The organism is Streptomyces sp. NBC_01232, assembly GCF_035989885.1.
Lineage (GTDB): Bacteria > Actinomycetota > Actinomycetes > Streptomycetales > Streptomycetaceae > Streptomyces.
This window is the reverse complement of the sequence record NZ_CP108518.1, coordinates 2,736,755-2,756,282: the sequence shown is the minus strand read 5'-3', so window position 1 is coordinate 2,756,282 and position 19,528 is coordinate 2,736,755. Positions and strand designations below refer to the sequence as shown.

Sequence of the window (19,528 nt, the reverse complement as noted above, 5' to 3'; positions counted from 1 at the left end):
CGCGGACAATGACGATGACGAGGAAAGGCAAGACGATCGAAGCGGTGTGGTCGGGTACCTGGGTCGCGGACCGGCTGGGCGTGAGCCTGGAGGATTCCGGTGGCAGTCCGCGGCTGACGGAGCTGCTCGGACTGGCCCTGCGGCGCAACCCCAAGCGGGCGCACCTGCTGGTCTCGCAGGTGCTGGGCAAGCACGTCCCGCAGTCCCCGGAGGTCGTGTACGCCGCGGGCTTCGGGCTCGGTGAACGCGTACGGGCGCTGCTCGGCGAGGAGGCCGCCGCGGCCGCGGTGGTCCTCGGCTACGCCGAGACCGCCACCGGCCTCGGCCACTGCGTGGCCGACGGTCTGGGCCCGGCCCCCTACCTGCACTCCACCCGCCGGCCCGTGCCGGGCGTGGAGGCGGCCGGCGGCTTCGAGGAGGCGCATTCGCACGCCACCTCGCACCTGCTGCTCCCCGAGGACCCGCGACTGCTCGCCGGCAGCGGCCCCCTGGTCCTGGTCGACGACGAGTTCTCCACCGGCAACACGGTCCTGAACACCATCCGCGACCTGCACGCCCGCCACCCGCGCCCGCACTACGTGGTCGTCGCCCTCGTCGACATGCGCTCCGCCGCCGACCGTGACCGGCTCACCGCCTTCGCCGCCGAGCTGGGCGCGCGCGTGGACCTGATCGCCCTCGCCTCGGGCACCGTGTCCCTCCCGGACGGTGTCCTGGACAGGGGCCGGGCGCTGGTCGAGGAGTACGAGGCCCAGGCCGAGCCGCATCAGCCCCTCCCGCTTTCGGGCAGCGGAGCCCCGGCAGACGGCCCGCAGCCGGTCACGCGCGTCGACCTGCACTGGCCGGCGGGGGTTCCCGACGGCGGACGCCACGGCTTCACCCCCGCCCACCGCACGGCACTGGAGGCCGCTCTCCCCGCGCTGGCCGGCCGGCTCTCCGCCGCGCTCGGCACCGAACCCGGGCGGGTCCTCGTACTCGGCAACGAGGAGCTGATGTACGCGCCGCTGCGCCTCGCCAAGGCCCTTGAGGAGGCGGGGGCGGCCCGCGAGGTCCGCTTCTCGACCACCACGCGCTCGCCCGTGCTCGCCGTGGACGACCCCGGCTACGCCATCCGCACCCGGCTGGTGTTCCCGGCCCACGACGCCCCGGCCGACGGCCCCGGCGACCGCTACGCCTACAACGTCCGCGGCACGGACGGCGCCGGCTTCGACGCCGTCGTCGCCGTCGTGGACTCGGCCGGGGACACCCCCGAGCTGCACACCGGACTGCTGGCGGCCCTCGCCCCGCACACCGGCCGCGTCGTCCTGGCCGTCGTCCCGTCCTACGTACCCGACCGGCGGGAGCCGAAGCCGATCATGACCGAGCCGACCGAGCCGATCACGCGCGAGCCGTTGCGCGGCCCCGCCTTCTCCTCGTACGCCCCCGAGGACGTCGGCTGGCTGCTCCAGGACTTCTCCGACGTCGAGCTGGAGGCACCGACGGAGGAGCGCGAGGAGGCGATACAGGCCGGTGGCGCCCACTACGCCGAGTCCCTCCCCGTCGAGTACCAGCCGTCCCCCCAGTACCAGGAGCTGTACGCGAGCGCGCTCGCCGCCTCCGCCGTCCGCGTGGCCCGGGCCGTCGGCACGGTCACCGAGACCGTCCTCGCCGAGCGCTCCCCGTCCCCGGTCCTGGTCTCCCTGGCCCGCGCCGGCACCCCCGTGGGCGTCCTGATGCGCCGCTGGGCCCGCGCCCGCCACGGCCTCGACCTGCCGCACTACGCCGTCTCCATCGTGCGCGGCCGCGGCATCGACGCCAACGCCCTGCGCTGGCTGGCCGCCCACCACGACCCGGCCGATGTCGTCTTCGTCGACGGCTGGACCGGCAAGGGCGCCATCACCCGCGAGCTCAAGGTCGCCCTGGACGAGTTCCCGGGCTTCGACCCGGAGATCGTCGTCCTCGCCGACCCCGGCTCCTGCGTGCCCACCTACGGCACCCGTGAGGACTTCCTGATCCCCTCCGCCTGTCTCAATTCCACGGTGTCCGGTCTCATATCGCGTACGGTTCTGAGGTCCGACCTGGTCGGTCCCGCCGACTTCCACGGGGCGAAGTTCTACCGCGAGCTCGCCGGAGCCGACGTCTCCGTCGCATTCGTCGACACCGTCGCCGCCCACTTCGACGGGGTGGCCGACGCGGTCGCCGAGGAGGTCAAGGAACTCCTCGCGGCCGACCGCACACCCACCTGGGAGGGCTGGGCGGCGGTCGAGCGGATCAGTGAGGAGTACGGCATCCACGACGTGAACCTCGTCAAGCCCGGCGTCGGCGAGACCACCCGCGTCCTGCTGCGCAGGGTGCCGTGGAAAATCCTGGCGCAGCGTGGCGCCGGGGCCGATCTGGACCACGTACGGCTGCTCGCCGAGCAGCGCGGCGTCCCGGTGGAAGAGGTCGACGGACTGCCCTACACGTGCGTAGGACTCATCCACCCCCGATACACGCGCGGCGCCACGGGCGCCGACGGAAAGGCTGTGGCCTCGAAGTGACTGTCCTCGTAGCCAGTGATCTCGACCGTACGCTCATCTACTCGGCGGCCGCCCTCGGTCTGACCATGCCCGACCCGGTGGCCCCGCGGCTGCTGTGCGTCGAGGTCCACGAGAGCAAGCCGCTGTCCTACATGACGGAGACGGCGGCGGGACTGCTGGCGGAGCTGACGGCCGACCCTTCGGTGGTGTTCGTCCCCACCACCACCCGTACCCGCAAGCAGTACCAGCGCATCCGCTTCCCCGGCCGCCCGGCCCCCTACGCCATCTGCGCCAACGGCGGGCAGCTGCTCGTCGACGGCGTGCCCGACCGGGACTGGCGGCGGCAGGTCGCGGCGCGCCTCGCCGAGGAGTGCGCACCCCTGGAGGAGGTCCACCAGCACCTGCTGGCCGTGGCCGACCCGGCCTGGCTGCGCAAGGCGCGGCTGGCGGAGGACCTCTTCGCGTACCTCGTCGTCGAGCGGGCCCTGGTCCCGGACGAATGGCTCAAGGCCCTGACGGAGTGGGCCGAGGCCCGCGGCTGGACGGTCTCCCTCCAGGGCCGGAAGATCTACGCGGTCCCGCGCCCGCTCACCAAGAGCGCGGCGATGCACGAGGTCGCCCGCCGTACCGGAGCCACCACGACCCTCGCGGCCGGCGACTCCCTGCTGGACGCGGACCTGCTGCTGGCCGCCGACGCGGGCTGGCGCCCGGGCCACGGCGAACTGGCCGACGCGGCCTGGACGGCGCCGTCGGTGACCGCGCTGGCCACGGCGGGCGTCCTGGCGGGCGAGGAAATCGTGCGCGCATTCGCCCGGGAAGCCGCCCGACTCGGCAGACTGGACGTATGACCAAGGGCAACAGCACCAAGATCACGGACGAGCTGTACCGGTACATGCTCGACCACAACCCCCCGCTGGACCGGGTCCAGCGGGGGCTGGTGGCGACGACGTACGCCAAGTTCCCGGACGTGGCCGGGATGCAGTCGGCGGAGGAGCAGGGACCCCTGCTGGCCTTCCTGGTCCGGCTGACCGGCGCCCGCCACATCGTCGAGGTCGGCACCTTCACCGGCTTCTCGGCCCTGTCGATGGCCCAGGCGCTGCCGGCGGACGGCCGCCTCATCGCCTGCGACGTCTCCGAGGAGTGGACGCAGTACGGCCGGCAGGCCTGGGAGGAGGCGGGCGTCGCGGACCGCATCGAGCTGCGCATCGCACCGGCGCTGGAAACCCTGCGCGCGATGCCGGCGGAACCGCACATCGACATGGCGTACGTGGACGCGGACAAGCAGAGCCAGATCGCCTACTGGGAGGAGCTCGTGCCGCGGCTGCGTCCCGGTGGCCTGATCGTCACCGACAACACGCTGTACCACGGCACGGTCCTCGACGAGTCGGCCACCGGCGCGGCGGCCGGCGTCCGCGCCTTCAACGACCACGTGTCGGCGGACCCGCGGATGGACTCCGTCCTCCTGGCGATCTCGGACGGCCTGACCCTGTCGCGCAAGAACTGACGGTCCGGGCGCGGGGTCCGGCCTCGGGTCCCGTTCCGGGTGCGGGTCCGGCTGCGGTCGTGGACTCAGCCGCAGCCGCCGCCACCGCAGCAGCCGCCTCCGCCCCCGCCGCCCATCGCGGGCGCGGGGGCGCTGCTCGCGCCGCCCACGGCCACGGCGGACAGCAGCTTGACGGTGTCGGAGTGCCCCGCCGGGCAGTCGGCGGGCGCGGAGGACTCGGCCATGGGCCGACTGACCTCAAAGGTGTCGTCGCAGGTCCGGCAGCGGAATTCGTATCGAGGCATGCGCACAGGCTAAGCGCGCCCGGCCGCCGTGCGCTACGTCCCGCTCGTGCGCCGCGGGCCGGCCCGGTACGACCGGTCCTCCCGAGCCGCCTGCTCGGGGTGGCGAGCCCGCCAGTACGGGTTGTCGTGCGGCAGCGCGCTACCCACCCGCCCGTACATCCCGAACCACATCAGCATCACGCCGACGACGAAACTGAACAGCACGTTCTGGATCTCGAAGGCCAGGAAGTTCAGCCCCGTGTCCAGCAGCGCCAGATTCACGAAGCCGCTCGCGATGAACAGCACGCCCAGCACGATGTTCAGGGTCGAGGCGAACGTGCCGCCCACCACCATCCCGTAGAACAGCAGCGCGCCGATGCAGATGGACAGGACGCTCAGCGCCCCGTTGGTGCTCAGGGCGAGGACCGTGTCCCCGCCCGTGTCGAAGAAGCCGATCCGGTTGATCAGCCCCAGGATCCCGAACACCACCAGCAGCAGACCCGTCAGTCCCGCACCGATCCGGTAGACCTTGCTGAGCTTGTGGTCGGTCGGCAGATGATCGTCGAGCCGTGCGTTGACCGGATGCAGGGCGCGCTCCATGCGCCGCGAGACCGTGTCGGCGAGGCGTGGCTCGGGCGGGGCATCGGGATCGGGCTCGTGGGCCACGTAGGGCGCGTAGTGCTCGTGCGGCTCGGTGCACCCGTACGCCGCATGAGCCACATAAGGCTCATGGGTCACGGGGGGCTTGTGGGACGTGTGGGCAGCCATGGTGCCCTCCTCTGGTCCGTTCCCGGCACCTCCCAGCATCCGCCGCGACCGCCCCGTGCGCTACCCCTGCCCGAGCTCCGCCCGGATCCCGCCCACCACCCGGTTCACGGCGGCCCGCACGTCCTCCATCTCATGGAGGAACGCCCAGTAATCGGGGTGCCGGCCCTCCAGGCCCTCCAGCGCCCGGCTCACCCGCGCCACCGCATCGTCCAGCGGCCGCGCATGCCGCGGATCCGGCACACTGCGCCCCGCCATCGCCAGCCGCTGCGCATCCCGGATCGCGAAACGGGTCCGGTCCACCTCCGCCTGCGGATCCCGCGCCACCGCCTCCAGCCGCGTCAGCCGGTCCTGTGCCGCCGACACCGCTTCGTCGGTCGCGTCCAGCGAGCCGCGGACCGCCTCGATCAGCGCCGCCACATCGGCCCAGCGCTGCTCGTCCCGGGCCCGGCCGGCCTCCCGCAGCTGCTCCTCGGCCCGCGCCACGTCCCGTACCGCCTGGTCCGGCACGTGCTGCAGGTCCTGCCAGCACGCGGCGCTGAACCGCCGCCGCAGCTCACTGAGAACCGGATCGACCCGGTCCGCCCGGTTGCGCAACGCCTGCGCCCGCGTCCGCAGACTCACCAGCCGCCGGTCGATCTCCGCCGCCCGCTCGGGCAGCCGCGCCGCCTCGGCCCGTATGGCCTCCGCGTCGCGCAGGATCCGGTCGGCGCGCTGCACGGTCTCCTGCACCCCGTGCCGGGCCGCGCCCTGGTTCAGCATGGTCAGCTCCGGACCGAGCGCCGCCAGCCGCGCCGCGAGATCATCGGCCCGCATCCCCTTGGCCCGTACGGCGTCCAGCGCGTCACTGGCCCCGAGCAGCGCGGCCCTGGCCCGCTCCCGGGCCGGCGCCACCCGCGCGAGCTGCGTCTCGGCCTTGTCCAGCAGCGGCTGCAGCCCCTGCGCGAACCGCTCCAGCTCCCGCTGGACCCGCACCAGCTCATCGCGGGCCCGGGTCAGCTGCTCCCGCGCGCGCGTGGCGGCCGAGGCCTCCAACTCCGCCCGGTCCAGGTCGTGCGCGTCGACCGCCTCGATGTAGACATGACTGACCTGGTCGATCCGCTGCCCGAGCGCGGCGAACCCCTCGGTCGCCTGCCGCGCGGCGGGCGACCCGTCCGCCGCGGCGATCGTCTCGATCGAAATCCGCAGATCCCGCTGCGCCGTATCCAGCTCGTAGAACGCGGCCGCGGCGGCATCCTTCGCCGCCTGCGCATCCGCCCGCCGACTCTCGTCCCGCCCGCCGAACCACCGCCGGGATGCCGTCGTCACAATCCCTCTCCCGTACCGCGTCCGCCATGCCCCGATCCATTCTCCCCCACGCGAACGGGTTTGCGTGGGGGGTGCGCCCGCCATGTAGGCTGTCCACTCATCCACGGGTGCGTAGCTCAGGGGTAGAGCGCTGCTCTTACAAAGCAGATGTCGGCGGTTCGAAACCGTCCGCGCCCACCAGCACAAAGGCCCCCCGCCGATCATGGCGGGGGGCCTTTTGCGTCCGGATCTGACACCTGCGGGAGCGGATTGGGGGCGCTGAGAACTCTGCGGGACGGGGTGGGGCGGGGCGTGGGCGGTGGTCGGCAAGGCTGCCGTCCCGTGTTCCCGGACTGGCGGATGGCGGCCGTCGGCGTGCCCCGGGGCGCTGAGTGATCACATCCGGGTAGGTTCTGGCCATGACTGTTGACTGGCGGGCGGACCGGATCGGAACTGCGCTGCGGGGTGAAAACCCTTCGGTGCTCAGGCGCTTGGACGCCGGGTTCGCAGTGATCGGCGACGTGCAGTTCCTGCCGGGCTATTCGGTGCTCCTGGTCGACGATCCGGCGGTGGAGAGGCTGTCGGACCTGACCAAGGGCAGGCGGCTGGCGTTCCTGTCCGACATGGACCGACTGGGAGAAGCGGTCGAGCGGGCCTGCCGTCGGCTCGACGGGGCCTTCCGCCGCGTCAACTTGGAGATCCTGGGCAATACCGACGGCTTCCTGCACGCGCACGTCTGGCCGCGGTTCGAGTGGGAGCCGTCCGACCTGGTGCGGAAGCCGGTATGGCTCTATCCGCCCAGCAGTTGGAGCGACGAGCAGCACGCACTCGGCCCGCAGCACGACGGACTGCGCGAGACGATCGGCAGCGAGCTGGACCAGTTGCGCTCCGACGCGTGACGGCGGACGGCGACCTGCGTCCGACCCGTACTTGTACGGAAGAAGCCGCCATGCCCGCAGGGATCGCGCTGCACTTCGGTCGCGTCTCCGCCAAGGGCGCCCACAAGGACCTCAGGCTGCGCATCGGCTCCTGCGGGTCTCGTCCGGAGACGGGGAGACCGCGGCGGTCCAGGCCGGCTGGAGTCTGATCGAGGCGAGGGGCATCGTCCCCCCGACCACCTCGCCACGGCACCTCGGGTTCGGGACTTCGACCCCATCCCCGGGGCCCGCATCCATTGCCCGCTGGGCGACTTGTCGGCGCAGGCCGAGGCCAACCGCTCCGCGCTCGCGGTCACCGGCCCGTAGTGCTCCGGCCCGACCGCGGTCTCCGGTGCGGACGCACTGTGGTTCCTCGGCCCTGCAGAGCGGCGGAAGGGCTCGGGGCGCCGGGTGGGTCCCGCGGCGTGACAATGGGATCCGCAGGGCCGAGCCCGGAGGTCGCCGTGAGCCCTCAGCCACCGCCGCAGTGGGGGCCCGCCCCGGAGCGTCCGCCGGGCAGACGCACGTGGTTCTCCCGGCATCCGCTGCTGACGGTGCTGCTCGCCGTCACCGCCCTCTTCGTGGCCTTCGGGATCGCCGGATCGGTCGGCGGCAAGGAGCCTGCCGCCGTACCGTCGGCCAAGGCGGTCACGAAGTCCGAGCCCACGCCCGGCCTCGGAGAGCCGGTCCGGGACGGCAAGTTCGAGTTCACGGTCACCAGGCTCCAGCCCGGGGTGAGCCATGTCGGAGGCGGCGCGTACGGCCGGGATGCACAAGGCCAGTTCTTCCTCGTGCACATGACCGTGAGGAACATCGGGGACAGGGCCCAGATCTTCGACGGGTCCGACCAGAAGCTCATCGACCGCAACGGCAGCAAGTACAGCGCGGACGTCGGAGCATCGCTGCTCATCGACGGGAGCGAGTCGTTCCTCGAGCAGATCAACCCCGGCAACGCCGTCGACGGCATCGTCGTCTTCGACATCCCCGAGGGAGCCGACCCCGTCCGCATCGAGCTGCACGACTCGCTGATCAGCGGCGGTACCACGGCCGATCTGACCGCCCGACGCTAGTGGGCCGAACGAGGAACTGAAACGCGAAGGCCCCCGGCCACGGGTGGTCGGGGGCCTTTCGGTTCAGGCGTTGGGGCGCTTGCCGTGGTTGGCCTTCTTCTTCTTGCGGGCCCGACGCTTGTTGCCTCGCTTCGCCATGGTCGTGGTCTCCCTCGTCGGCGACAGGTTCATGCCTCGGTCAGTCTAGGTTCGGTGGGGTTCATCCGCATTTGGGGAGGCGGACGCTCTCTTGGCCGCCGGTTCGGGGCGTGGGATCGTCGGAGGATGGGCGAGCTCGCGTGGGGTGGGTTGGTCGTGGCCGTGGTCGCCGGGGTGCTGGCGCTGATGGAGCGGTCCCTGGGGGCGGGGTTCGAGCGCAAGCGGGACCAGGAGCGGGCGCGGCTGCTCGAGCGCCTGGCCGAGCCGGCCGAGGCCGGTGGGCCGACCGTGATCCCGGGAGCCCGGAAGTTCGAGGACGTCGGCGGGATTCAGCACCCCGCGGCGCGGTCCGGGGACCGGCGGGACGACTTCACGCCGATTCTGGTGGAGTACTACGCCTACGGGCTGACCCAGGCGCGCAGCAGCTTCGCGACCAGCCAGCGGTTCGCCGGGGTCGGGGCGGCGATCCTGCTCCTCGGAGTGGGGCTGGCCGTCTGGAAGGCCGAGGCCGGCGGGGAGCTGTACCTGGGGATCGTCACGAGCTCGGCCGGAGTGGTCACCACCCTGATCGGCCAGCTCTTCCACCGGCGGGCCGACATCGCGCTCAAGCACATGGCCGAACAGACCGCCTCGCTGCGCGACGACCGGCGGGCCGTCGAAACGACCCAGCAGGCCATCGAGCTGCTGGAGGCGGTCGAGGATCCGGGGCTCAGGGCCCGGCTCCAAGCCGGGTTGATCATGAAACTTTCCGGGGCCGAGCTGCCCCGCTAGCGGGATAGTAGGGGTATGTGCCGTTCCATTAAGACCCTGCGCCCGCCCGCCATCCCCGAGAAGGCGACCGAGGAGGAGATCCGCGCCGCCGCCCTGCAGTACGTACGGAAGGTGTCCGGGTTCCGGGTGCCCGCCGCGCACAACCGCGAGGTGTTCGAGGCGGCGGTGGACGCCGTCGCCGAGGCCACCGCGGCCCTGCTCGACGGGGTGCACGTACGGGGGCAGGCCGCCCCGGCATAACCCGGACACGGCCTACGAGGCCGCCGCGCGGCGGCGCATCACCCACACTCCGGCGCCCAGCGCGCCCGCGGTGAGGGCGCTGCCCAGAGCGATCTGCCCGGGGCTCATCGAACCGATGCTGCCGCCCGTGCCACCACGCGCCGCCCCCGTGGTGACCTGCAGCGACAGGGTGACCCGCTCACCGCCGGGGCCGCCGCACTCGAAGAGGACGCGGTGCGCTCCCGTGGGGGCGTTGTTGAAAACGGTGGCGCTGCCGATGAGGTTGGCGGCCGCCGGGTTGCCCGGGGTCAGCCGTACCTCAGAGAAGGCGGTCGACGTGACCCGGGCGACCTGCGTGCCGCATCCCGCGACATTGAGCGCGACCCGCCCGCCCGGGGCGACGGCGGTGGGGGAGACGGTGGCGGAGGGGATGGCGTAGGCGAGGGTGGCGGGAGCGGCGGCAGCGGCGATGAGGGTCGCGGCCGCGACCGTCATCAGACGGCGCGCTGCCGCGGACGATGCGGATGCCGGTGCGGAAGCCAGTGCGAACGGTGCGGTTGCCGGGGCGGGGGGCGGTTTGGCGGGCATGGAGAGGACTCCTCGGCTCGTCGAAACGGCGCGGCCGGGCCACGGATGTGACGCGGATTCGGAGCGCACCGTGCTCTGGACGCTAGGAGCCCGGGCCGGGGGCGGCGATCGGGGCCGGGTGAACGGGTGAGCCACTGCTCCGCACGGGGGAGCCGAGCCCCGTGCGCGGCGAACGGCCTACGCCGCCGTCGCCGCGGCCGGCGGCGGCCGGCGCACGAGGAACGCCGCCAGGGCGCCCGCGGCGAAGAGGGCGACCACCGAGAGCGCGGTGCCCAGCCACTGAGTACCGAGCCACTGGGTGCCGAAGTAGCCGAGGGCCACGCTGTAGCCGGCCCAGGCCATGCCCGCCAGGACCGACCAGGGCAGGAACTCCGCGACCTTGCGCTGGGTCTTGCCCGCCCCCAGGGACACCACCGAACGTCCGGCCGGGGCGAAGCGGGCGATCACCACCAGGGCGCCACCCCCGCGTGCCAGAGCCGTACCGAGGCGCTCATGGGCCCGGGTCAGCCGACGGGAACGGGCGATGGCCCGGTCCAGCCGGGCTCCACCACGCCGGCCCAGCCGGAACGCGGCCATGTCACCCAGCACCGAAGCGGTCGTGGCGATCACGAGCAGGAGCAGGATGTCCGGCACCTGCTCGGGCACCGGAACCGGCACAGGTCCCGCCGCCCCGGCGGCCGCAGCGGCCGCCGCAGCGGTGATCACCAGAACCCCGCTCGGGAGCACCGGGAGGAACACGTCGAGCACGATGGACAGCGCCACGAGGGCGTAGATCCATGGGCTCGCGGTCAGCGAACCCAGCGTCTCAAACAAAGCGGGACTCCCCAGTCCGGTTGACGTGCTGCGGCATGAAGCGCCGCGACGTCGCGGGGGAGCGGCAGGAGCGGCTGACAGCCATACAGCGTACGCCCGGCGTTGGCACCCCGGACGCCCGGGGCGCCTCCCGCACCACCGCCGCGCCGGGTCCGCCGCACCGCACCGCCCCGCACAGCCGGAGCCCGCCGCAGCTCCTACTCCGCCGCCGTCAGATCCCGGTCCAGCACCGTCACCAGCACTGCTCCCGCACGCTTCTTGCGCGCCTGGTCCAGCCGCAGCCGTGCCGTCCGCCCCGACAGGGCCAGCGTCATCAGCTGATTGCCGAACCAGGGCCCACCCGTACGCCGCCAGTTGACCGGCGGCCGCCCCGTACGCGCGTGCAGGGAGAAGCCGCGCCCCAGCCACCGCCCCGTCCGGGACCAGCCCAGCCTGAAACCCCACTTCACCGCGGTATGGATGGAATTGTGAACCGGCGAGCACGTCAGCTGGAACACCTGCGCCGTACTCGCTATTCGAGGCTCGGCCACATACGCGTGATGCACGTCCCCGGACAGCACGCACACCGTCGCCGGAGCCCGCGGCCCCGTCCCGACCTCCTCGATCAGATCGGTCAGCGCCGCGAACGAGGCCGGGAACGCCGCCCAGTGCTCCAGATCGCTGCGCCGGCGCAGGTCCTCCCCGATCCTCGCCCAACGCGGACCCCGCTCACCACGGCACAGCGCGGCATTCCACGTCTCGGCATCGTGGATCAGCGGCGGCATCAGCCACGGCAGCGAGGACCCGATCAGGAGGTGGTCGTACCCCCCGTGCCCGGCCAGGGCGTTCTCCCGGAGCCACTGCTGCTCCGCCGGATCGAGCATCGCCCGCCCGTCCTCGGCCAGCACCCGCGCGGCCCGGGTGTCCACCATCAGCAGCCGGGTCCGGCCGAAGTCGCGACGGTAGCTCCAGCGCACCGTGCCCGGATCGGCATCCGCCGCGGACGCGAAGGCCTGCAGTACGTCCGTCCCGTCCGGGGTCTGCCGTATCGCCTCGTACAGCCCGTCGGCAGCCAGCTCGGCGGGGGAGAGATTGCCCATGTGCTGGTACACCCAGTACGACATCAGCCCACTGAGGACACGCTCGCGCCACCAGGGCGTCGCCCGCATCTCCGCCAGCCACGCCGCGCTCGTGTTCCAGTCGTCGATGACATCGTGGTCGTCGAATATGTGCAGGCTGGGCACCGTCGACAGCAGCCAGCGGATGTCCGGGTCGAGCCAGGACTCGTAGTAGAGCCGGGTGTACTCCTCGTAGTCCGCGACCTGGGCGCCCGGCGGCTCCCGCAGATCCCGCCGGGCCGCGAGCCACTGCCGTGTCTCGCGGGACAGCGCGTCGGCATACACCTGGTCGCCGAGCAGCAGCAGGATGTCCGGGCGCTCGGCCTCCGGGTCGGCGGCCAGCCGCACCGCGAGGGTGTCGAGCGCGTCCGCGCCGTGCGGCCCGTGCCGGCCGGCGGGCGGCGCGGCCTGCCGGCAGGAGCCGAAGGTGACGCGCAGCCCGGGCCCGGGACGGCCGGGACCCGCCACGGCCGGAGCGGTGATCGTGCTCGGCGGGAAGCCGCTGCCGGACAGCGGCCACACAGGCCGCTCGTCGAGCAGCACCTCATACGCCGTGGTCGTGCCCGGGGTGAGGCCGGTCACCGGCACCAGTGCGTAGTGGTGGCCGGCGATCTGGAAGGTGCGTGCACTGCCGCCCGCCCCGTCGGCGCACCGCACCTCGGCCGTACACGGGCGGTCCGCCTCGACCCATATCGTGGCCGAGGCGCCCGTGTCCCAGTCGACGTGGCGCAGCAGTGGTCCCAGACGCAGTCCGGCCATCCAACTCCCCCTCCTCCGTATCCCCTTCGATCACGGTACGACGGGTGGGGGGAGCCACGCCTCCCCCTGACGGGGGAAAGATCGGCCGGCTTGGTCAGCAGCCGTTCAGGATGTTGACCAGGGCCGTCTTCTCGCCGGAGTCCATGCTCAGACCCCAGTACTGCTTCACGTTGACCCACATCCGTGCGTAGGTACAACGGTAGGCCGTCCGCGAGGGCAGCCACTTGCCGGGGTCGAGGTCGCCCTTGGCCTGGTTGACGTTGTCGGTGACCGCGATGAGCTGCGGGCGGGTGAGGTCGTTGGCGAACTGCTGGCGCTTGCTCGTGGTCCAGGAATTGGCACCGGAACGCCAGGCCTCGGCGAGCGGGACGACGTGGTCGATGTCCAGGTCGGAGGCCGCGGTCCAGGTGGCGCCGTCGTACTGGGAGTACCAGCTTCCGCTCACCGCGGCGCAGGCGGAGTCCTGGACGACATTGACGCCGTCCCGCTTGAGGACGGTCTCGCGGGTGTTGCAGCTGCCGGAGACGGTGCTCCAGTGCGGGAACAGGTCGCGGCTGTAGCCGCTGGTTGATCCCTCGGTCTTCGGGGTGACCGTGGCCAGGTAGGCGCGGGCGGCCGAGGCGCTGATGGGGGTGGGCGGGGCGGCCTGGGCGGCCGGGGCGTTGAGAAGGGAAGTCAGCGCGGCGAGCGCCGCTGCTGACGCGAGCACGCCAATTCGACGCGCGTAGATGCTGGGTATGAGTGCCATGAGGGGCTCCCTGGGTGCGGGGGGTTGGGCCGTGCGACCCCGGCGGGGCGTGGCCATATTGGCGGCGCCGGGTATCGCGGGGATGGGCGCCAGGTGACAGCCTGGCGACATGAGCACGTCACATCAAGTCGTCAACGAGGCCGATTTAAACGGAACTTGAGATTCCGATGGTGGGGGCGGGCGGCGCCGGGTGGGACGGGCCGGGTGAGGAGCGGGCGAGCGGTGGGGCCGGGCGAGGGGCGGAGCGGGGCTCGGGGTCCGGCAGGGGAAGGCCGGGGCGCGCCGGATCCGGGGTCGCGGGAGGACCAAAGGCCCATTCCGGCCGGTGGCGGGCGTCGCGTACCCTGTTCGGAGCAGAAGGGGAGTAGCTCTTCGCCGGACCGTCGACATACTGCTGGGTCACCCCAGCCGGCGCCCGGAGGCAGGCCGCGGACAGCGGCCGGCCAGCGAGACCTTCGGCCGCAGTGTCCTGTTCAGGCGCAGGCGCGTTTCGTACGCGCATGCGCAAGCCAGGGCGCCGCCGAGCCGAAGCGACCCCTGAAACACCCCAGGTCTCTCGGTCCCGATGGCGTCCTGCCCGACCGATTGAGGTTCCACCCCCGTGTTCAGCTTCAGCATCACGGCGATCGCCTTCGGCGTCGTCTTCCTTGCCGAACTCCCCGACAAGACGGCCCTCGCCGGCCTGATGCTCGGCACGCGCTACCGCGCCTCCTACGTCTTCGCGGGCGTCGCAGCCGCCTTCGCCGTACACGTCGCACTCGCCATCGCCGCAGGCAGCGTCCTCACGCTGCTCCCGCACCGGCTCGTCCAGGCCGTCGTCGGCATCCTCTTCCTGGCGGGCGCGGCCATGCTGCTCCTGAAGAAGGACGACGGGGACGAGGAGATCAAGCCGCCCGCCGACCAGTCCTTCTGGAAGGTCTCCGGGGCGGGCTTCATGCTGATCCTGGTGGCGGAGTTCGGTGACCTGACCCAGATCATGACCGCCAATCTCGCCGCCCGGTACGACAACCCCGTCTCGGTCGGCATCGGCGCCGTGCTCGCCCTCTGGGCGGTCGCGGGCATCGGCATCCTGGGCGGGCGCACCCTGATGAAGTACGTGCCCCTGCGGCTCATCACCAAGATCGCGGCTGCCGTGATGGCGGCACTGGCCGCGTTCTCGCTGTACGAGGCGATCGCGGGCTGACGGACGGGGAGGGGGCCGGGCGGGGCGGGAGGGGCGGGCCGGGAGGCGGGCGGATATTTCCTTGCGGGAGGTGAAGGCGCGGGTCACGCTCGGGCGCGTGACCGATACCGACGTTTCCGCCGCTTCCACCGCCTCTTCTGCTGACCGGTGTGCCGCTCCTCCTGCCGACCGGTCTGCCGCTCCTCCTGTCGGCTCCATCGTCGAGCCCGTGCATGCGCCCGTGTCCGCGTCCGTGCCTGCGTCCGTGCCTGCGGAGGAGCGGAAGTTCGGCTGGTCCAACATGTTCGTCCACCCCGACGAGGACACCCGGACCGACGGAGGGTTCCAGGGCGAGCGCGCCGTACTCGCCGGCTACCTGCGGGACCAGCGCCTGACGCTGGAGCTCAAGTGTGCGGGCCTCGACACGGAGGCCATGGCGCGGCGCTCGGTGGAACCGTCCAACCTGTCGCTGCTGGGTCTCGTACGTCACCTCGCGGGCGTCGAGCAGCACTGGTTCCGGCAGGTCATGGCGGGCCAGGAGATACGTCGGCACTACCGCTCGGAGGAGGACCGTGCGGGGGAGTTCACGGGCGCGGTGGCCGACCCGGCGGTGGTCGCGGAAGCGTGGTCCACCTGGCGGGCCGAAGTCGCCTTCGCGGAACGACTCGTTGCGGAGGCACCCGGCCTGGACGTCACGGGTGACGCCGGACACGGCGACGGGCCCATGGAGCTCCGAGAGGTCCTGGTCCACATGATCGAGGAATACGCCCGCCACAACGGCCACGCGGATTTCCTGCGGGAACGGATCGACGGACGGGTGGGGCAGTAGGGGTGGGGCGGGGCGGGGGCTTCGGGGGCGGCGGGAGCCGCTGGGGCGGCGGTCAGTGACGTGTATGGGGGTTTCCCGTCAGTCTCATCGTCTCTCCGTGTCGGGCCGGTCCCTCAAGGGCGCTCCTCCTTCGTCGTCGCGTCGCTGCGCGATGGCCTGCGGCCACCCTTGACCGACCGTCCCGCCCCGGACATACGAAGACTGTCGGGAAGCCCCCAAAGGAACGGGCCGGGCGTTCCTTTCAGGGACGGGGTGGCCGGAGAAGCCCTGCCCGGTCGGGCGTGAAAGGGCACCTTCCCGAGACGGGGCCCATGCAGCCCAGGGCCCGGGTCGGGGGAGGCGCGTCCGATCGCTACGCGCTCCTCACCTCTCAGCGTCTCCAGCCGGTCTAGGGCCGGACATACGCCCATGCCCCAGGTATCTCGCATCGACGGCGGCTGACGGCCGGCTGGGGTGGCTCTTTGCGCGGTAACGATTTCGACAGCAGATAGCGGTCGAAAGGATTCGAACGGTCTTGGTCAGACCATGTCGGACAGGCCTCGAGCCTAAGGTGTGCCGGTGATCTTCAAGTGGAAGCGGAAGGCTTCTGGCCTCACCGCCATTGTGTCCGAGCTGGAGGAAGCGGTTGCCGCTCGCGATGGCGGCCGCACCGAGCGTGCCTTCACCGCCATGGTGAAGGCCGTGCAGTCGGCGCCGAACACTGAACGCGTTCTGGCCGGACCCCGGTTGGCGGCGCTGCTTCCGGACTTCCCGCCCACCGGCCCGCGGAGGATGCTCGCGATGGCGGCCGGCTTCTGTGTCGAGCGCGGGGCCGATCCGGCCGATTGCGCCGTGCCGATCCTCAGCAGCGTCCACCAGGAGCTGATGGACGCCCTGGAGTTCGCCCGCCGCTGGACCTCCACCGGCGCTGCGGGGGACGAACTGCCGGAGCCGAACGAAGAGATCATCGACGACGCGCTGCTGGCCCGCCTCGGCGGCGACGTGCACGATGCCCTGCGGTTGGCGTTGGCCTGGTGCTCGGTCGAGGGATGGCAGCCGCCCGCGCTGGCCGTGCTGTGCCGCAGTGCTGAAGTGCGCCGACGGCACGCATCCGCGATCCTCCCCGCCTGCCGTGATGTGGCTGCCTTGGACCGTCACGACCTCAAATGCCTCGCGTACGCGTTGGCGGTTCTGGACGACGAGCCCCTCGTGGTGCTGCACAAGCCCACCGGGACCGGCTTCGAGGTGCGCATAGGTGGCATCGGGGACAACTTCCAATTGCACACCCTGCTCGCCCATGTCCTCATCGGTGGGGGCCAGGTGCCCGGCACTGCCCCTTCGGCGGAGAGCGTCCGCCTGGCCACGGATCCCGAACCTGCCCAGGGGCGCACCCAGGCCGCCGCGACCGGCGCCTTCGAGCTCCTCGCCCCGGACGGCGAGCGGATCTGGAACGAAGGGCTGCCCGACGACATTCCCGTAGTGGAGGGGCGCCGCCTGCTCGTGCTCGACGAGCCGACGTACCGGCGCAGCTGGAACGCCGACCGGTTCTTCCCCCATCTCCCCGGCACGGCCGAACTGAGCCGCGTCCTGACCGCAGACGAGACGCGGACCTGGTTCGCTCGTACGTCGTTCGCTGGCGGGATCAACCAGCCGTCCTGACCATCGCCAAACGGTGCAATTGGGGTGAATCGGCGACCTCTTGAGTCGCCCGCTCTCACTGACCCGACTCCACGACGAAATAGCCGCTGTCGGCCGTCTTTCGACCCCGGACAGCCCTCAGACGCCCTCCATGAGGAGCGCTGGGGTGTCGTGGGCGGCTTATGGCGGGCCCCGGACGGTCGTCGGACGCATGGCGACGGGCGCACCGGGGCCGTGGGCGGCCTATGTCCGGCCCAGGACGGGCTGGAGACGCTGAGAGGTGAGGAGCGCGTAGCGATCGGACGCGCCTCCCCCGACCCGGGCCCTGGTGCCGATGGGCCCCGCCTCTGGGATGCGCCGGCCCCGACCGGGCAGGGCTTCTCCGGCCGCCCCGTTCCTGTCTCTTGTCCCCCGGCCCGTTCCTTTGGGGGTTTCCCGGCAGTCTTCGTATGTCCGGGGCGGGACGGGCGGTCAAGGGTGGAGCGCAGCGACATCGCGTAGCGACGCGACGACGAAGGAGGAGCGCCCTTGAGGGGCCGGCCCGACACGGAGAGACGATGGGACTGACGGGAAACCCCCGTACACGTCTCCGGCCACCGCCCAGCCGGGATCCCGCCGCCCGAAGCCGCCGCCCTGCGGCCTGGTCCCGGGCGCGGTGGGTTCGTACGTCCTACGCCGCTGCCCGCACCGTGAGGGTGATCGAGCCGTCCGCGGTGGTCGTGACGTGGAGGGCCGTCAGGTTCGGGACGTGGGCCGTCGGGGCGTGGGTGGCTGCGCGGGGGCCCACGCCGATCACGCGCATGCCCGCCGCCCGGCCCGCGGTGATGCCCGCCGCCGAGTCCTCGAAGACGATGCAGTCGGCCGGGTCCACGCCCAGTGCTGCGGCGCCCATGAGGAAGCCCTCGGGATCGGGCTTGCTGGCCTGTACGGACTCGGCGGTGATCCGTATCGCGGGCATCGGCAGGGCGGCGGCGGTCATCCGGGCCGTGGCCAGGGCGGCGTCGGCGGAGGTGACCAGGGCGTGCGGCAGCCCGTCGATCGAGGCCATGAACTCGGGGGCGCCCGCGACCGGGATCACGCCGTCGGTGTCGGCCGTCTCGCGGGCCAGCATCACCGCGTTCTCGGCGTGGTTGATCTCCATGGGACGATCCGGCAGGAGTACGGCCATGGTGGCGTAGCCCTGGCGCCCGTGGACCACCTTCATGGCTTCCTGTGGGTCCAGCCCGTGGGACACCGCCCAGTCGCGCCAGCAGCGCTCGACCACCGCGTCGGAGTTGACGATCGTGCCGTCCATGTCCAGGAGCAGAGCCTTGGCGGTGAGGACGACAGGTGCGGTGGTGGTGCTGGCCGGCATCGGCGGGGCTCCAGACGGGGCGGGAAAGAGAACAAGTGGTTCCGTCCACCGGTCAGGGAATGAGGACGGAACCACTTTGTTCCCTCACGATACAAAATAAAGGGCGGTCTGCGCCACCGGCGGGCATGTGACCCTCATCCCTCCAGAGCCTTGCGGGTGATCGGGCCGTAGAAGCCCCACTCCTGATGGTCGATGCCCATGTCGTACTGGAACTCCGACAGGGCGTCCTCCACCCGCCAGTCGAACCGGCCGTTGATCTTGCCCCGGTACAGACCCTGCGCCGACAGCAGCCGCTGGAGCTTCTCCACCTCCGGACCCGTGTCCCCGTACCGCAGGGTCGGGGCGTGGGTGGGCGGCGGGCTGGAGGCGCGGCTCGCGCTCGGAGTCGGGCTGGGCGACGCCGGCGCCGTCGTACGGGACGCGCTGGGCGACGGGGACGCCGACTTCGAGGCGCTCGGCGACGGGGAGGCCGAGGCGGACGGGCCGGTCCTCCGCGGGGACGGGCTCGCGGACGGCGCGGCAGGGGCGGCGCTCGACACGGGCGCCGGCGGCTTCGCCTCGACCAGCGCCGCATCGCTCCCACTGGAACTGGGGAGCGCCCACACCGCCACGGCCGTCCCGCTGAGGGCGACCGCCGCCGCGGCGCCGAGCAGCAGCGCCAGGGGCTTCCGGGAGGTGGGGCCGGTTCGCCTCTCCGGGCCCCCGCCCCCGCCCCCTCCCCATCCGCCGCCGGGTGTGTGGTCCGCTGCCGGGATCGTGCGGAGCTGGACCGTCTCGGCCGGATGCGGAGCGTGCTGCGGCCCGGCCGGCCACGGCACGTCGAGCGGCGGCACGGGTATCCCGTACGCCGGGGTGTCGTCCTGCCCGGACACCGGCACCGGAGCCGGTGCCTGATGCGGGTTCGGCGCGACCGCGCCGGACACCGGCTGCGGGGACACCTGCGTGTCCGGCTCGCCGGGGTCGGGCAACGTCACGTACGGGCGGATGCGCAAGGGGTTGAAACCGACCCCCGGCACACACCCGCAGCCCGCGCCGGCGGCGCCGCATTCTGGACAGTGCTGACGGCTCACTGGACTCCCCTCCTGGCTATTGCCTGCGATTATGCAGACCCGCAGGGGCCCTCCCAACCGCC

21 protein-coding genes and 1 tRNA gene are annotated in these 19,528 nt (G+C 72.3%); 12 read left to right on the top strand and 10 right to left on the bottom strand.

Going from position 1 to position 19,528, the window contains the following annotated elements:
• Positions 1-14 precede the first annotated feature (14 nt).
• Genes OG444_RS12915 through OG444_RS12905 form a run of 3 tightly spaced genes read left to right on the top strand, consistent with a single transcriptional unit; the run spans position 15 to position 3,999 of the window.
• On the top strand, positions 15-2,516 hold the full coding sequence (locus OG444_RS12915; protein ID WP_327262311.1) for a phosphoribosyltransferase: 2,502 nt from the start codon (positions 15-17) through the stop codon (positions 2,514-2,516).
• A complete protein-coding gene (locus OG444_RS12910; RefSeq protein WP_327262310.1) occupies positions 2,513-3,343 on the top strand; it encodes an HAD family hydrolase in 831 nt (276 codons plus the stop codon). Before OG444_RS12915 ends, OG444_RS12910 begins: the two co-directional genes overlap by 4 nt.
• The gene (locus OG444_RS12905) at positions 3,340-3,999 is read left to right on the top strand and encodes an O-methyltransferase (RefSeq protein ID WP_327262309.1); all 660 of its coding nucleotides are present in this window, start codon (positions 3,340-3,342) and stop codon (positions 3,997-3,999) included. The genes OG444_RS12910 and OG444_RS12905 overlap by 4 nt, the downstream gene beginning before the upstream one ends.
• A gap of 65 nt (positions 4,000-4,064) precedes the next feature.
• On the opposite strand, the gene OG444_RS12900 is transcribed toward OG444_RS12905, so the two are convergent.
• From OG444_RS12900 to OG444_RS12890, 3 genes are all read right to left on the bottom strand, one after another.
• Positions 4,065-4,283, bottom strand: a complete 219-nt coding sequence (locus tag OG444_RS12900; protein ID WP_327262308.1) for an FmdB family zinc ribbon protein — start codon at positions 4,281-4,283, stop codon at positions 4,065-4,067.
• Between the two features lie 33 nt (positions 4,284-4,316).
• Positions 4,317-4,862, bottom strand: coding sequence for a DUF4383 domain-containing protein (locus OG444_RS12895; protein WP_327266763.1), 546 nt, complete (start codon positions 4,860-4,862; stop codon positions 4,317-4,319).
• Positions 4,863-5,090: 228 nt separating this feature from the next.
• The gene (locus OG444_RS12890; RefSeq protein ID WP_405788753.1) at positions 5,091-6,335 is read right to left on the bottom strand and encodes a hypothetical protein; all 1,245 of its coding nucleotides are present in this window, start codon (positions 6,333-6,335) and stop codon (positions 5,091-5,093) included.
• 105 nt (positions 6,336-6,440) lie between these two features.
• Here OG444_RS12890 and OG444_RS12885 point away from each other — a divergent pair.
• From OG444_RS12885 to OG444_RS12875, 3 genes are all read left to right on the top strand, one after another.
• Positions 6,441-6,515: transfer RNA gene (locus OG444_RS12885), tRNA-Val, on the top strand.
• 218 nt (positions 6,516-6,733) lie between these two features.
• A complete protein-coding gene (locus OG444_RS12880) occupies positions 6,734-7,213 on the top strand; it encodes an HIT family protein (RefSeq protein WP_327262307.1) in 480 nt (159 codons plus the stop codon).
• A 482-nt stretch (positions 7,214-7,695) separates the two neighbouring features.
• Positions 7,696-8,301, top strand: a complete 606-nt coding sequence (locus OG444_RS12875) for a DUF4352 domain-containing protein (RefSeq protein WP_327262306.1) — start codon at positions 7,696-7,698, stop codon at positions 8,299-8,301.
• A gap of 63 nt (positions 8,302-8,364) precedes the next feature.
• Here OG444_RS12875 and OG444_RS40755 read toward each other — a convergent pair whose 3' ends face one another.
• Complete coding sequence (locus tag OG444_RS40755; protein ID WP_100661309.1) at positions 8,365-8,439, bottom strand: 50S ribosomal protein bL37; 75 nt, start codon at positions 8,437-8,439, stop codon at positions 8,365-8,367.
• Between the two features lie 126 nt (positions 8,440-8,565).
• Between OG444_RS40755 and OG444_RS12870 the strand changes: the two genes are divergently transcribed.
• Positions 8,566-9,210 carry a TRADD-N-associated membrane domain-containing protein gene (locus tag OG444_RS12870; RefSeq protein ID WP_327262305.1) on the top strand — a complete coding sequence of 215 codons (645 nt, stop codon included), beginning with the start codon at positions 8,566-8,568 and terminating at the stop codon, positions 9,208-9,210.
• Positions 9,211-9,225: 15 nt separating this feature from the next.
• On the top strand, positions 9,226-9,450 hold the full coding sequence (locus OG444_RS12865) for a DUF2277 domain-containing protein (RefSeq protein WP_266484671.1): 225 nt from the start codon (positions 9,226-9,228) through the stop codon (positions 9,448-9,450).
• Positions 9,451-9,462: 12 nt separating this feature from the next.
• Here OG444_RS12865 and OG444_RS12860 read toward each other — a convergent pair whose 3' ends face one another.
• From OG444_RS12860 to OG444_RS12845, 4 genes are all read right to left on the bottom strand, one after another.
• A complete protein-coding gene (locus tag OG444_RS12860) occupies positions 9,463-10,017 on the bottom strand; it encodes a hypothetical protein (protein ID WP_327262304.1) in 555 nt (184 codons plus the stop codon).
• A gap of 177 nt (positions 10,018-10,194) precedes the next feature.
• Positions 10,195-10,830 (bottom strand): DedA family protein, encoded by a 636-nt coding sequence (locus OG444_RS12855; RefSeq protein ID WP_030757731.1) that lies wholly within the window; start codon positions 10,828-10,830, stop codon positions 10,195-10,197.
• Between the two features lie 197 nt (positions 10,831-11,027).
• Complete coding sequence (locus OG444_RS12850) at positions 11,028-12,686, bottom strand: alkaline phosphatase D family protein (RefSeq protein ID WP_327262303.1); 1,659 nt, start codon at positions 12,684-12,686, stop codon at positions 11,028-11,030.
• A 94-nt stretch (positions 12,687-12,780) separates the two neighbouring features.
• On the bottom strand, positions 12,781-13,425 hold the full coding sequence (locus OG444_RS12845; RefSeq protein WP_327266761.1) for an HNH endonuclease family protein: 645 nt from the start codon (positions 13,423-13,425) through the stop codon (positions 12,781-12,783).
• 610 nt (positions 13,426-14,035) lie between these two features.
• On the opposite strand from OG444_RS12845, the gene OG444_RS12840 reads away from it, so the two are divergent.
• The 3 genes from OG444_RS12840 (at position 14,036) to OG444_RS12830 (ending at position 17,063) form a co-directional block, all read left to right on the top strand.
• Positions 14,036-14,617 (top strand): TMEM165/GDT1 family protein, encoded by a 582-nt coding sequence (locus tag OG444_RS12840; protein ID WP_327262302.1) that lies wholly within the window; start codon positions 14,036-14,038, stop codon positions 14,615-14,617.
• Between the two features lie 280 nt (positions 14,618-14,897).
• Complete coding sequence (locus OG444_RS12835; RefSeq protein ID WP_327266760.1) at positions 14,898-15,425, top strand: DinB family protein; 528 nt, start codon at positions 14,898-14,900, stop codon at positions 15,423-15,425.
• 558 nt (positions 15,426-15,983) lie between these two features.
• The gene (locus OG444_RS12830; protein ID WP_327262301.1) at positions 15,984-17,063 is read left to right on the top strand and encodes a hypothetical protein; all 1,080 of its coding nucleotides are present in this window, start codon (positions 15,984-15,986) and stop codon (positions 17,061-17,063) included.
• A 649-nt stretch (positions 17,064-17,712) separates the two neighbouring features.
• On the opposite strand, the gene OG444_RS12825 is transcribed toward OG444_RS12830, so the two are convergent.
• A complete protein-coding gene (locus OG444_RS12825) occupies positions 17,713-18,396 on the bottom strand; it encodes an HAD-IA family hydrolase (RefSeq protein ID WP_327262300.1) in 684 nt (227 codons plus the stop codon).
• A gap of 134 nt (positions 18,397-18,530) precedes the next feature.
• A complete protein-coding gene (locus tag OG444_RS12820) occupies positions 18,531-18,704 on the bottom strand; it encodes a peptidoglycan-binding domain-containing protein (protein ID WP_327262299.1) in 174 nt (57 codons plus the stop codon).
• Positions 18,705-18,714: 10 nt separating this feature from the next.
• Between OG444_RS12820 and OG444_RS12815 the strand changes: the two genes are divergently transcribed.
• A complete protein-coding gene (locus tag OG444_RS12815; protein WP_327262298.1) occupies positions 18,715-19,290 on the top strand; it encodes a hypothetical protein in 576 nt (191 codons plus the stop codon).
• The last annotated feature ends 238 nt before the right edge of the window (positions 19,291-19,528 follow it).

What these genes read in the sequence shown, in the direction of transcription:
- OG444_RS12915 (WP_327262311.1), top strand. Translation starts at nt 15, where the DNA reads ATGACGAGGAAAGGCAAGACGATCGAAGCGGTGTGGTCGGGTACCTGG.
- OG444_RS12905 (WP_327262309.1), top strand. Translation starts at nt 3,340, where the DNA reads ATGACCAAGGGCAACAGCACCAAGATCACGGACGAGCTGTACCGGTAC.
- OG444_RS12900 (WP_327262308.1), bottom strand. Translation starts at nt 4,283, where the DNA reads ATGCCTCGATACGAATTCCGCTGCCGGACCTGCGACGACACCTTTGAG.
- OG444_RS12895 (WP_327266763.1), bottom strand. Translation starts at nt 4,862, where the DNA reads ATGGAGCGCGCCCTGCATCCGGTCAACGCACGGCTCGACGATCATCTG.
- OG444_RS12880 (WP_327262307.1), top strand. Translation starts at nt 6,734, where the DNA reads ATGACTGTTGACTGGCGGGCGGACCGGATCGGAACTGCGCTGCGGGGT.
- OG444_RS12870 (WP_327262305.1), top strand. Translation starts at nt 8,566, where the DNA reads ATGGGCGAGCTCGCGTGGGGTGGGTTGGTCGTGGCCGTGGTCGCCGGG.
- OG444_RS12865 (WP_266484671.1), top strand. Translation starts at nt 9,226, where the DNA reads ATGTGCCGTTCCATTAAGACCCTGCGCCCGCCCGCCATCCCCGAGAAG.
- OG444_RS12860 (WP_327262304.1), bottom strand. Translation starts at nt 10,017, where the DNA reads ATGCCCGCCAAACCGCCCCCCGCCCCGGCAACCGCACCGTTCGCACTG.
- OG444_RS12850 (WP_327262303.1), bottom strand. Translation starts at nt 12,686, where the DNA reads ATGGCCGGACTGCGTCTGGGACCACTGCTGCGCCACGTCGACTGGGAC.
- OG444_RS12835 (WP_327266760.1), top strand. Translation starts at nt 14,898, where the DNA reads ATGTTCGTCCACCCCGACGAGGACACCCGGACCGACGGAGGGTTCCAG.
- OG444_RS12825 (WP_327262300.1), bottom strand. Translation starts at nt 18,396, where the DNA reads ATGCCGGCCAGCACCACCACCGCACCTGTCGTCCTCACCGCCAAGGCT.